This is a genomic window from Arenibacter sp. 6A1 (genome assembly GCF_012272855.1).
Taxonomy (GTDB): Bacteria; Bacteroidota; Bacteroidia; order Flavobacteriales; family Flavobacteriaceae; genus Arenibacter.
Map to the genome: position 1 here is coordinate 109,340 of NZ_JAAXCQ010000002.1, position 13,806 is coordinate 123,145.

The 13,806-nt window shown below is 40.4% G+C and carries 9 protein-coding genes; 2 read left to right on the forward strand and 7 right to left on the reverse strand.

The genetic code is table 11. From position 1 onward, the window contains the following. Nucleotides 1-2 precede the first annotated feature (2 nt). From HCG49_RS01975 to HCG49_RS02000, 6 genes are all read right to left on the reverse strand, one after another. Nucleotides 3-821, reverse strand: coding sequence for an SDR family oxidoreductase (locus tag HCG49_RS01975; RefSeq protein ID WP_168467891.1), 819 nt, complete (start codon nucleotides 819-821; stop codon nucleotides 3-5). 118 nt (nucleotides 822-939) lie between these two features. After that, nucleotides 940-2,328 (reverse strand): putative oxidoreductase C-terminal domain-containing protein, encoded by a 1,389-nt coding sequence (locus HCG49_RS01980; RefSeq protein ID WP_168467892.1) that lies wholly within the window; start codon nucleotides 2,326-2,328, stop codon nucleotides 940-942. A gap of 24 nt (nucleotides 2,329-2,352) precedes the next feature. Continuing rightward, a complete protein-coding gene (locus HCG49_RS01985; RefSeq protein WP_168467893.1) occupies nucleotides 2,353-3,729 on the reverse strand; it encodes a Gfo/Idh/MocA family protein in 1,377 nt (458 codons plus the stop codon). A 61-nt stretch (nucleotides 3,730-3,790) separates the two neighbouring features. Further along, a complete protein-coding gene (locus tag HCG49_RS01990) occupies nucleotides 3,791-5,017 on the reverse strand; it encodes a PmoA family protein (RefSeq protein WP_168467894.1) in 1,227 nt (408 codons plus the stop codon). Nucleotides 5,018-5,068: 51 nt separating this feature from the next. Beyond that, on the reverse strand, nucleotides 5,069-6,904 hold the full coding sequence (locus HCG49_RS01995; protein WP_168467895.1) for a RagB/SusD family nutrient uptake outer membrane protein: 1,836 nt from the start codon (nucleotides 6,902-6,904) through the stop codon (nucleotides 5,069-5,071). Between the two features lie 26 nt (nucleotides 6,905-6,930). Continuing rightward, nucleotides 6,931-10,041 (reverse strand): SusC/RagA family TonB-linked outer membrane protein, encoded by a 3,111-nt coding sequence (locus HCG49_RS02000; protein ID WP_168467896.1) that lies wholly within the window; start codon nucleotides 10,039-10,041, stop codon nucleotides 6,931-6,933. 278 nt (nucleotides 10,042-10,319) lie between these two features. Between HCG49_RS02000 and HCG49_RS02005 the strand changes: the two genes are divergently transcribed. Together HCG49_RS02005 and HCG49_RS02010 are read left to right on the forward strand one after the other, a co-directional pair. Next, nucleotides 10,320-11,333: a LacI family DNA-binding transcriptional regulator gene (locus tag HCG49_RS02005; protein ID WP_168467897.1), complete on the forward strand. Its 1,014-nt coding sequence runs from the start codon at nucleotides 10,320-10,322 to the stop codon at nucleotides 11,331-11,333. 10 nt (nucleotides 11,334-11,343) lie between these two features. Continuing rightward, entirely contained in the window at nucleotides 11,344-12,264 is a 921-nt protein-coding gene (locus tag HCG49_RS02010; protein ID WP_168467898.1) for a ThuA domain-containing protein, read from the forward strand. Between the two features lie 115 nt (nucleotides 12,265-12,379). Here HCG49_RS02010 and uxaC read toward each other — a convergent pair whose 3' ends face one another. Continuing rightward, a complete protein-coding gene (gene uxaC, locus HCG49_RS02015; protein ID WP_168467899.1) occupies nucleotides 12,380-13,789 on the reverse strand; it encodes a glucuronate isomerase in 1,410 nt (469 codons plus the stop codon). Between the last annotated feature and the right edge of the window lie 17 nt (nucleotides 13,790-13,806).

Genomic DNA, 13,806 nt, shown 5'->3' on the forward strand with positions numbered 1-13,806 from the left:
CTCTAAACTCCTGAAAAAGAACTAAAACCACCATCTACCTCATACACACTTCCGGTTACAAAAGAAGCGGCATCGCTAAGCAAATAATGAACCATCCCATTCAGTTCAGAGGTATCCCCGAAGCGATCCATTGGGGTATTTGCAATAATTTTTTCACCTCTATTGGTATAAGACCCATCCTCGTTGGTCAACAATTTTCTATTTTGATTCCCTATAAAAAATCCAGGCGCAATTGCATTGACTCTTAATTTATCGCTGAATTTGGAGGCCAATTCATTGGCCATCCATTTGGTAAAAATATCAACCCCGGCTTTTGCCATGGAATACCCCAGGACCCTAGAAATAGTTTGCTTAGCAGCCATGGAAGATATATTTACAATGCTTCCGTACCCTTGATCTGCCATTATCTCGCTCAATACAATAGTAGGGATAACGGTCCCCATCAAATTTATGTCCAATACTTTTTGGGTATCTTCGAGTTTAATATCATAAATCGTCTGCTCCGGAGTTAGGGTAGCCCCAGGGATATTGCCCCCGGCCAAATTCACCAGTCCATCTAATTTTCCAAACTTGGTCATTATGGTTTCTTTCAGCGATTTTAATTCCGACTCGTTCAGTACATCGACCACAAAGAAGTGGGCGCTATCGGAACGAAGATCATTTAACTCTTGGCATTTGGCCTTCAATTTATCTTGGGACCTACCCAATAATAGTACCGTGGCGCCATTATCGACCAAATAGGTTGCGATAGAACCTCCCAAGGATCCCGTACCGCCAGACAAAACGTAAATTTTATTAACTATAGAAAAAAGTGAATTCATTTATATAAATTATAACTAATTGTTTTTAAAATATTAAGGTAAAACATATGATTAAGTAAACCGTGAGTTTCTCAAATATTTTACTAATTGTGATATTCTATCGTATAAGGCTGCCCGTTTACTTACTTCCTTCTGCTTTAGCCATTTTATACCCTTCTATAGTGGTATAATATTTAGTGAGCATATTAGGCACCTCCCAACTTGGCAATTCCCCTGCTTCTAAATACCGTAAATAGTTTTCAGTGACTTGGGCAAAATGAGCCTCGTGTCCTATTTTATAAGCTTCAGGAATATTTATTTTCCAAGTATTCTCACCAATTTGTTCGGCTGTTGTCCCTGGAAAAACCTCAGCCACTTCTTTCTTCAAGGCTTTTGACAAGGCTTGTTTCAAATCCGTATGGTTCTTAGATCTTATATAGAGTACAGGTTTATAATTCTCTGCTTCTCCCTGCTTTATGATTAAGTCGCTTTTAGATCCCCTCATAATACTATAGTGAGTATCGCCAGTACCTTCGAGCGCCTGATAATTCCATATCACGGAAACCTTAGCATACTTTCCTTTAATCTTATACAGCATCTCTCCATTACAATAGACATTAAGTCCATTCTCCTTCACGTCTTTTTGAAGAAAATCCGGGAATTCCGATTTTTTGGTAACATCAGTAAATTGCTCCAGGTTCAGAACGGTAGGCCAACGTTTGGCACTAAGCATTTCTATATCGGAAGGATGCACGACTTGTTCGGGAAAAAGTTCCCATTGCACCAAATCTACTAAGTGGGTGGTTACGTCTACAATTCCTTCCCCTTCCTCATTGACATCGAAAAACCAATCTGGTCTCACCAAAGGTTTTCCAGAGACCTGCTTAAAGAAGTGATGCACACTTTCCTTGCTGATTGCGGGCTCTTCTGGAGTACCTTCCAATAGTTCCCCAAATACTTGTGGCAAGGAAGAAAACTTTTTCTGCATGGCAGTAGTCGCTTCAAAACGCTCGGTCATAATATCATAGATAACAACCCCCTTTTCCTCCGCAATTTTAAAAGCCTCCACCAATTTTTGGTAGCCTTCCGGATTTATTACCAATGGCTTATCGGCATAAACATTGAGTCCGGCTTTTACAGCTTCCAAAATATAATCTATTTTCTTAGAGTTCTTTCCGGCCACAACCATGACGTTCCCTGGTTTCTGGGCTACCATCTTCTCCAAATAATCTGCACCCAAATATTTTTCAACCTTCCAAGCCGTCGGTTTTTCTTCCCTCGTATTGTATGATTCTATTTTTTCCAAAAAATCGGCTACTTCTGGTCCATCTGGAGCAAATACATAGATGGTAGAATCTACCTGATCGTACATGGTCTTTTGAACTAAGGCTGCATGAAAATGCCCAGGGTCCAAGGTCATTAATTTGACCTTGGAGGAGTCTTCTTTAGGCGCCTTCTTGTTTTTTTCAGGCCCTTCGGCACAGGCAAAACATAAGGAAACCAATAGTACTGCTGTTATTTTTCTCATCACCAATTAACGGTTTATAATCGATTAGACATTTACATAATTGGTTCCGTAAGGAGCGCGTTGCTCTCTACTCAACAAGGCGTTTGCCTCCTCGTCGTTCACAAACATTTCCTTTTCATTATCCCATTCCAATTTCCTATCGAATTGCATGGCAATGTCACTAATCAAACAAGTTACACAAGCCTTATGTCCTTTTTCTATGGGTGAAATAGGTTCTTTTCGAGTCTTGATACAATCTAACCAATTTCCGTGCTGATCGTCTATCTTGTATAAATGTGTCTCATTCGCTCCTATTACCGATTCCAATATCTTAGGATCGGAGGCATTTAAAGCTTGACTACTTTTCTCTTTATCTACCGGATCTGAGGCTGAAGCCGTATAAGCACCTCGGGAAACGAAAATCCAACCATCTTCCCCAATATATTTAATCCCATTAGTATATCCTCCACTGGTATAAACAGTTATGCCTTTTTCATATTCGTGTTTCACAAAGAAATCTCCATGCACGTTCCACAATCCGGACTTAGGAAACTCTGCCAACGCTTCAACGGAGATCGGTCCTGTATGTTCCGTATCCATTCCCCAAGCAGCTGAATCGTAATGGTGTTGTCCCCATCCAGTAATCATACCAGCGCCATAGCTTCTAGAACGTAGCCATCCCGGTCTGCCATATCCTTTTTGTGGGTGTACGCCAATCTCGGTATACGGTACTTCTGGTGTTGACCCCAACCACATATCAAAATTCAAATTACTAGGTACCGGCATGGGTGTTGCTTCCGGACCTGCAGGATCTCCCGGCAGCCCGATTTTTACTGTGTGCAATTTCCCTATACGACCGTTTCTTACCAATTCCGCCGCGATTCTAAATTGAGGCATGGCCCTTTGCTGCGTCCCTACCTGCAAAATGGCTCCCGTTTTTTGGATCGCTGCGCGCAACTGTTGTCCCTCTCTTACGGTGAGCGATGTAGGTTTTTGTAGATAGATGTCCTTTCCTGCCAAAGCCGCCTCCATAGCTGGCTGGGAATGCCAGTGGTCTGGGGTGCTGATCATTACGGCATCTATGTCTTTGTTCAATAACATTTCGCGGTAATCATCGTACACCTTGGTGTTCATGTATTTATCTTTCCCCGTCTTTTCTTTGTAATATTTATCTACTAATATTTTTGCATCGGCCGCTCGGTTAGAATCCAAATCGCAAACTCCAACAACGCGGGCCTGATCAAAGCGAATGGTATCCCGAATATCGTGATCGCGGGCAATTCGTCCACAACCAATTTGTCCTATATTAATTTTATTGCTCGGCGCATTTTTTCCAAATACACTTGCGGGAACAATGGTAGGGAAACCAACCACAGCGGCCGTGGTTAACAGGGAGTTATTAATAAATTTTCTTCTTTGCATCTTTCTATTTTTTATGTTGTTAATTTGTTAGGATGCCTATCCAAGGGACACGCGCTATCATTCATTCTATTATTATTTCTGGAGTCTCGGCAAAGTGTTGCCAATAAGATTCGGCTTCTTCAACGCTGAGCTTATCCTCAAAAACTACCATTCTATAACTTAACCGATACGCTTTAGAGGGTTCTATTTTCCACTCCTGGTGACGGATCGGACAAAATTCAAAAAACATATCTCCCCTTCCCTCATTACCATCAATAGGCCAAACACGCATTGGCTCGGGATGGGACTTATTTTCGGGCTTGCTTAGAAACAAAACACCATTCGTTCCCTTACCATCGGCTGATTCTCCACGTACCATGCACCATCGAGCATTGCTACCATCTGCCGTGAGACGATCCTTGCCCTCGGAGGTAAGCACCGAAGAATTATCCTTATCCCAACGTTCGGTGAAGCGCATACCAAGTCCTCCTCCATAACGATAGGCCTCAAAGAGAACACCATTATCCAAGGGAGAACTAAAGCTAGTGGTATAATCTACCATATATCTATCGGCGCGCCCCAAATCCCAGACCTTAACTTCCAAATCTTCGTTCAGGGCTATTCGCTTATCCTGAGCAGCTTTTAAGTTAATATGTTTTTGCCGGACACTAAACCCGCCATACGTCTTTCCTGAACTCACCCAATTAAAATCGTCAAAAAGAACGGTGCCTTGTCCTTTAACAAGATTCCAAAAATCGACTCGCTCCCCATCGATCTGTACATGTGTCCACGGCCCCCAAATACCATAGTGATGGTAATGATCTGGTGGGTGTATGCGGCTAATCGTATCGCCATAAGGGGAAAGTAGTGGATGGATATAACCTGATTTTTTATAAATGGAATCCACCCCTTTCGGAGGAAAGGTCATTTCATATCTGTACGTTAGTAGGGGTATGGAATCTTTAACCAATTGAAGGTTGCCATTGTTCTTAAGCATTCCAATTTTTTCTAAACTTTGGATATGGTCCTCCTTTATTACCATTTCATACGTGCTCTTGTTATCGGCTGCATGGATAAACCAAAAGTTTTTTTGGTCATGATCAATTTGCAAGGGAAGCTGTTTACCATCATTTATTAGGACCAAATTATCAAGATTTTCCATTTCTCCTAGCCCTAAAGCTTCAATATTCAAAGAAATTGGCCGAGAAACAGCAACACCATCATCCGTTGCAATTTTAAACTTATATGCTGCCTTCTCGTTGCACGACAAAAACACAACTATTATAAAACTCAATAATATATACTTCATTTAAACCGCTTGAATGATGGAATTTACAAAAAACTAATAATCTCTAATCAACTAAAATTCTTCAGGAATGGTCGTTAAAGGCGGAACGTTGTTCTCGGCGCCTGGATATCCTTCGTTTTGATTGATGACCCCGCCTGTATTGGAATCTATTGCTCCTTGAGGGATAGGCCATAAAACATGATATGGACTCATCGTATATTCATCACCATGGCGGGTAAAAACATTCTTGTTATAGAAATCGGTAGTTTCCATTATCCTATCGTAAAAGAAGTTATCCTGGCTAAAATTATCCATACTGTATACCTTACCGTTGTATGCAGCTTTCCCTGTTTTAGCAAAAAGATAGGATATACGGTTCAATTCTGCTTTTCTAGGCTCCTCATAATAAAGCTCTCTTGCCCTTTCATCCAAAATAGTCGCTATAGTAACCTCGGCCACATCGGCTGCTCCTGCTCTATTTCTAACAATATTTAAATCGTCTGCCGCCAAGGCCGTCTGGCCTTTCCAAAAATAAGCCTCTGCCCTTAACAAATAAGTTTCGGCCAATCGAAACACATACCAATCAGAATGTCCCCCTTGCGGCTTTAGGCGATCCGGATCATCGATGGCAAATTTGTAATGGGGCCATCCATAATAGTTTCTAATGGTATCGTTGCATAATATATTTACCCCATCATTGGAATATAACTGTAAGTTTTTACCATAGTAAGAATCGCCTTGCCCCACCAATGCCGGGTTGTTATACACTATATCTTCCATGTTCACCCAGTTTCCAGGAGCATGTCGCAAATCGTTCTCATCTTTCCAAATATGTTTGGTACTATAGGAGGTTCCTCTACAGCGCCCTATTCCTCTTCCATATTTTTGAATCAACTTAAAAGGGTCGTCCGTGGGAGAATCAAAAGTCCCTCTATTGCCCTCTGGGGTATTAAACCCTGCCCACCAAAGTGGCACGGCATTCCTTTGTACGTTGGTACCACCATCGATGTTTCCTTCTATATCAATGCGATCTATGACCAATAGAATTGCTTCTGTATTTTGTGGCAGACTTTTATTTTCGGCTTGGTGCAAATCCCACACTACATTCTTGGTTGGGTCGTTGGCATCGACCCCAAACCTTTCTCTCATTAATTTATGAACACCGCCATTAATAACCGCGCTTGCTGAAGCTATGGCATCGTCAAATTCGCCAAGAGCCAAATTCACCTTGGTCAACAAATGGTTAACGGCGGCCACATTGACCTCGCCCTTATCCTTCACTGCGGGCACCCATTGGGCAGCAAATTCCAAATTCTTTTTAAGTTCGAGCAAAATACTTTCCCTTGAATTACTATAAAAATCTAATTTCGGCTTTGTAGCCTCTCCAGGAATAAAGGGAACATCTCCGAAACATTGCGTAAGGTTGTAATATCTATAGGCCCTATGAAAATAGGCTGTCCCTAAAATTTCATTTCTTACGGCTTCCGAGGGATAGGTAGCATCATCTATTCTTGTGATCACTGTATTAGCATATTTTATCCCCTTAAAGCCTTCGTACCAGTACCATCCTATTCTATTAGTATTCGCACTGTTCAAATTCTTATCCGGTAGGATCATTAAATTAAGATCTTGAGCAGGACCGGACTTATCCGTCGTTCCTTCTACGGCTACCTCCGAGAAAATATTTTGGGTAATTATAGGGGCACCATCCCCATACCATTCATATCTTAAGTTTCTAAGGTTGGTTATATTTGCCGCACGCATACCGTCTTCATCGATAAATGTATTTTCAGGGGCATAAAAGGAAAGGGGGTTTGGTTCTAAAAAATCTTCGGAACAGCTAATTGCCCCCATTGCGGCTATCACTCCCGCTAGTATAGATTTGGTTATATTGCTATGTATTTTCATGATTCCAATGTTTTTATGTAAGGCTTTTACAATGTAATATTTAGTCCAAGGGTAAAGGTTCTTGGTGTAGGGCCGCTATTTTCAGGGTCCCAAAAATCCCATTCCTTGGTCCACACGGCGGCGTTTTTAATATTTCCGGATAACCTAAGAGAAGAAATCTGAAACTTTTCGGTAAGACGTTTTGGCAAGGTATATCCCAAAGAAATGTTTTGAAGTCTAATAAAGGATTTATCGACATAAACATTATAACTCGCTGAACCATTGCTAGAGAATAATCGGGCTGCGTTATCGATTTGATTATCAACAGTCCAATACGGCAAGATATACGAACTTGTTCGATCTCCAAATCCTTGATTTTTTGCTTGGTTATAACTTCCTTCATGCCCCCAATACGAGTACATCATGAATGAAAAGTCCCAATTCTGGTAAACCTCAAATTGATTTCTTAAGGTCCATCTAAACCTAGGGGTAGAATACCCTAAAAATTGTTTATCTGCATTGGTATACAATTCGTCTCCATTGACATCGACAACCTTAAAATCACCAGGCTGCACGCCATATTTTTTAGCCTCATCGGCCTCGTCCGTAGAATAGACCCCGTCTGTTTTTAAACCGTAATAACGGTCCGTAGATTGGCCTATGAACCAGCCGTTCGAGATATCATCGGCCTCTCTTTGGCCAATGACGTTGCCCTCATCATCCAAAACATCTTGCAAATCACCATACAAATGCAATATTTTGTTTCTGTTAACTGAAAAATTAAAAGAAGAACTCCATTTAAAATTCTCGTTCGTTATATTTTTTGTGTTCAGCGAAAACTCAAAACCTTTATTTTCTACTTCTCCAAGATTGTCGAGAATACTGTTAAAACCGATAATATCTGGCAAGGACCTACTTACCAATAAATCTTTGGTTGTAGCCTTATAAAACTCTAACGAACCAGAGACCCTATTGTTTAGCAACCCAAAGTCTAGCCCTATATTATTGGCTTCTGTTCTTTCCCATTTTAAATTAGGGTTAGACATGGTGTTCACATATAACTGGGACACGATGTACACACTGTTTGTGTTATCTACTAACTGGTATTTCCCCGTATTTAAATCGGAAAGAGCCGCGTATCTTCCTATATCCCTATTTCCATTTTCTCCCCAAGAATACCTAAGTTTCAAAAAACTCAACCAACTTATATCTTGTAAAAAATCTTCTTTGGAAAGTGTCCAAGCCAGCGCCAACGAGGGAAAGGTAGCCCTAGGATTATTGACTCCGAAAGCAGAATACCCATCTCGACGCACCGAAGAGGTTAACAAATATTTATCCTTGTAAGAATAATTGAGTCTTCCCATTAGAGCATCGCCAGTACTGTATTGATCGTTGCTTGAAATCACAGGTAAAATTCCTGCCCCCATATTATGGTATCCCAAATTATCATTAGGATCAAAACCTTTATTAGACATGGTATTATCCCACGATTGATATTTTTCTGCATTGACTAAAAAAGTAAGGTCTATAGCATGATGTTCCTCGATAGTAGTGTTGTAAGTAAAAATATTATCGAGCTGCCATTCGTAGGATTTAGCATTTCTCCTACTAGCATCGCCTCCAAAAAACTGCCATTCTGGATGTTTACTCGATCTGTGGTTAAATACATCCAAAAAAGTATATCTATTGGTATAATTTACCTGGTAATTAATCCCAAAAGGCAATTTAACTTTTGCAAACAAATTGGCATTTAGGGTATTGTATTTTGTTTCACGATCGGTAAACGCTCGGCCAAGATATGGGTTTACCCCTCCTGCACCAGCGTCATCCTGCGGGCTCAGCCTAATAGTTACTCCATCGTCCTCGTAAAAAGAACCCCATGGCGAATTCGCGGTAAAGTTTTGATTGACCGGAACCGAACCTTCATCTCTCTCGGCAAACTGTGTATTTAAACCTACCGAGATAAAATCGTTCACCTTAGCTTCGAGGTTTAAGCGACTTCTAATGGTAGTAAACTTATCGCCAACTACTATCCCTTCATTGGTTGTGGAACCGATAGACCAATAATACTTTACAGCCTCAGAATTTCCCGAAAGACTAAGGTTATAATCTTGTCGAATGCCTGTCTGGAAGGTTTTATCATACCAGTCTATAGACTTCCCTTCGAGGTAATTTTGAATTTCAACTGGCTGCAGATTTAACCTTCTCAACCAAACTTCTACCGGATCACCTGTTGAACCGTCATATGCCAACCAATCCTCCACGGATACTCCTGACAGATTCCTTGGATCTGAATATTCTTCGGGAGAGAAATTAACATTTGTACTTTTTGCCACATCTTTTCTCCAGTTTATATAACCATCTGGCCCATAAACAGGTTGATCTTTACTCAGTGAGGTAAACCCTATATTAGAACTGATATTGATCGTCGGTTTACCCCCGCTTCCCTTTTTTGTAGTAATGGTGATGACTCCGTTCGCAGCTCGGGCTCCAAAGACTGCAGCAGAACTGGCATCTTTCAGAACACTCACAGATTCTATGTCCATAGGATTGATATCGGCTATATCCCCATTGTAAATAGTTCCGTCCAAAACTATCAAAGGACTTGACCCTGCTGTTAAGGTTGTATTTCCTCTAACCTGAAACCCGCTGACCCCTTTAGCCGAGGTGCTAAAACCGACGGATAACCCAGCGATATTCCCTCTGAGCAAATCGGAAACGTCATTAGGTTTTTCAATTTCTAAATTCTTTGTAGAGATCTGGCTCACAGCACCTGTTAAATCGGACTTTTTAGTGGTACCATAGCCCACGACCACCACTTCATCTAGGGCTGCCGTTGAAGTTTGCATGATAACATTGACCGTAGTCCTTCCATTGAGTGAAACTTGTTGCTCCTGAAATCCGATAAAAGTGACCAACAATTCAATATTTGAATTGGCAACGGATATACTGAATTTTCCATCAAAATCGGCTACAGTACCATTGAGGGTGCCTTTTTCTATTACCGAAGCTCCCGGTAAAGGAATCCCCTCTTCATCTACTACGGTACCCGAGACCATAGCATTGTTCTGGCCATGGATGGCAGTGGAAAGAAACAAGCACCACAGCACGAAAAGAAAAGCCCTTGAGCTGTTGTTTTTGTTAATTGAATTTTTCATACATCATGATTTAAAGTTTGGTTGGTTTTGGTTATTTATTCCTTATAGAGATCTACCCCCTAAGCTTTTGGTCTTCACAAATCTATACAAACACAACTAATTGCGCAACCGATTGCGTGTTAATTATGCAATATTATATAAGTTTTATTGATAATTCCAACCATGATGATATGATAAATTACCTAATTGTCAGATAAAATGAGCTTTTTAAACACTGATACAAATTGTTGCACTAATATTTCGTATTATTGCCATATATCTTTGCATTAAAACTCAGTATGAATAAAAGAATTACTATATATGATTTAGCCAAAACACTCAAGGTATCCCCAGGTACGGTAAGTAGAAGCCTTAACAATCATCCTTCGATAAGCGATAAAACAAAACAAAGGGTCATTGCAAAAGCGAATGAATTAGGCTATAAAATCAATAAATTCGCCGCCAATCTAAGCAGTCAGAAGTCAAACACCATTGGGGTTATTGTTCCTAAACTAAATTCAAATTTTATGTCCACTATTTTAGCGGGCATAGAAAAGGTAGTCAATGAAGCAGGATACAGCCTCATCATAAGTCAATCCTTAGAATCCATGGAAAAGGAAAAAATAAATTCCATGACGCATTTTAATAGTGGCGTTGATGCCATATTGGTTTCTCTTGCCTACGACACCACAGACTACGAGCATTTCACCCCCTTTATAAAACATAAAATCCCACTTATTTTTTTAGACAGGGTTCCTAATCTTCCCGAGTGCTTAACCCTTATCATTGACAACTATTTGGCGGGCTTTGAAGCTACCGAACATCTAATTGAACAAGGCTGTAAGAACATTTTATATATAGGAGGAAACCGAAATGTATACCTCGAACGTTTTAAAGGATACAAGGCCGCTCTTCAAAAACACCATCTCGACTATAGGTTTGACGATCTATTGGAAACCGACCTAGACCCAAAAAACATTGACGAGGTCATCAATTATATAAAAAACCAGCCTACCCCCATAGATGGCCTTTTTGTAGCCAGTGACTCATTTGCTGCTCATTGTATAAAGGAATTAAAAAAAGCCTCCTTTAAGGTCCCTGAAGACATAAAAGTTGTTGGTTTTAACAACGACCCTATATCAGAACTTATCAGCCCTTCCCTGACTACCATCAATTACCCCGGTTATGAAATGGGAGTATTGGCAGGCCAAAGTGTCATCAATCAACTAAAAGGGAACATAGATATGCAAGCAACAAATTCCATTAGCTTGCGCCACGAACTTATAATCAGAGAATCATCAACCATTAAATAAATATTACCTCATGAAAAATCAACACTGGCTTATTGGCCTTTTTCTACTTATTTCATCAACCCTTATAGGTCAAAGCATAGAACCTATTGAAATTACCGATCAATGGCTTTCCAAAATAGAATCTTTGGCCCCTTCGGCTCCAAGGGTGAAGACCGATACCAAAAAGATATTGGTATTTTCCCAACACACTGGTTTTTACCATTGGACGATTCCCCACAATGCCGAAATGCTTAAGATCCTAGCTAAAAAATCGGGCGCTTTTGAAGTAACTGTTGCCTACGATGTAGACAGTTTTGATAAAAAGAACTTACAGCAATACGATGCGGTCATCTTAAACAATTCCAATCCCTCCGGCCCAAAACGGGATCTGTTCTGGGACCTATTAAAGAAAAACACAAGTCTTAGCGACGCAACCATTGCTAAACGAGCTGCCCAATACCAGCAAAACTTAATGTCCTATGTATCTAAGGGCGGAGGGCTACTGATCTTGCATGGCGCCATTACCGTTCAGAACAATTCTTCCGAATTTAGCAAAATGGTAGGAGGAAGCTTTGACTACCATCCCAAACAACAACAAATGCATTTAAAAGAAGTTGATGCCAACCACCCCTTGGTGCAGGCCTTTGACGGAAAAGGATTTACCCATGTCGATGAACCTTACTTTTTTAACAATGCCTATTTCGATTACAATTTCCGACCGCTATTGTATATAGAGGCAGACCAATTGGAAGATGTAAGAAAGGCCGTTAGCAACAATATAATTTACGTTTCTTGGATCAAGCGCCATGGAAAAGGAAGGGTATTCTACAGTTCGGCTTCCCATAACGCCCAAAGTTTAGAAAATCCGCAATTCCTTCAGTTCCTATTAGACGGCATGCAATATGTCGTCGGGGATTTAAAATGTGACGACAGCCCTATTGGCGTACAATAAGCTTTGACAGTTTAAAAACTTTAACAATAAAAAAAGCGCATCTCTTTTAGAATGCGCTTTTTTTTTAAAACAATTCGTGCCATCAATACCTCCCTAGGAGACCGTTTGAACAGCATTATTCTTTATTAAAATCGAAATAATTTTTTGCATTGTTATAGGAGATATCCTGAACAATTTTCCCCAACCATTTTTCGTCGGCCGGCAATTCCCCATTGGCCACATCTTTCCCTATTAGGTTACATAATATCCTTCTAAAATATTCGTGACGTGTAAAGGACAAGAAACTCCTAGAATCGGTCAACATCCCTACAAAACAACTTAGAAGCCCTATATTGGAAAGCGCATTCATTTGTTTTTCCATTCCGTCTTTTTGGTCTAAAAACCACCAACCAGCACCAAATTGCACCTTCCCTTTTACGCTACCGTCATTAAAATTCCCAACCATAGCGGCCATTACTTCGTTGTCTGCGGGGTTTAGATTATAAACTATTGTTTTTGCCAATTGATTACTACTATCCAATTCGTTTAAAAACCCGCTCAATGCTCTTGCCTGGGAAAAATCACCGATAGAATCGAATCCGGTGTCGGGTCCTAACTGCGTTAACAGCCTTTTGTTATTATCGCGAATTGCCCCTAAATGCAATTGTTGCACCCAGCCTTTATCATGGTAACACTTTCCTAAAAACAAAAGTACTTGAGCCTTAAAGTACTGTACTTCTTCGATGGTTACAGGCTTCCCTTCCTTGGCCTTGGTAAAAACATTTGTTGTGGAGTAGGTTCCCTCTTTAAAGTGGTATAACTGTTCTAGTCCATGGTCTGCCAAACGACAGCCGTGGTCATGAAAATAATCAATACGCTCTTTTAAAACTTGTAAAAGATCCTCATAAGTTTCTATGACCCTTTTAGATACTTCCGACAACTTTTCTAAATAGGCTATATAGCTAGCTCCCCCATCAATGGCAAAGGCTTTGTCTGGTCTAAAAGTGGGAAATGTTTTTGGGCTAATGCCCTGCTGCTCTATACTTTTATGATGCTGCAATGAATCTGTAGGATCATCGGTTGTACACAAGGACTCTACCTTTTGCTGTTGCAACAAGCCAATGGAGGTATGTGATGACTGTTGCAGCATTGCGGAGGTTTTTTCATAAATGTCCTCTGCATTTTCTGGCCCCAACAATTCCTGAATACCAAAATAACGCTGCAATTCCAAATGTGTCCAATGGTACAAAGGGTTTCTTAAGGTGAAGGGGACAGTTTCCGCCCATTTTAAAAATTTATCCTTATCGGAGGCATTCCCGGTAATGTATTTCTCATCGATTCCTAAAGCACGCATAGCCCGCCATTTATAATGGTCTCCTGCCAACCAAGCCTGACTGATGTTCTCAAAACTCTTATTTCTAGCAATTTCATCGGGAGGAAGGTGGTTATGGTAATCTATTATCGGTAATTCCTTGGCATAATCATGATATAAGCGTTTGGAAAAATCGTTTTGCAACAAAAAATCGTCGTTTATAAAAGTTTTCATATTGCTATTTAGTAAGT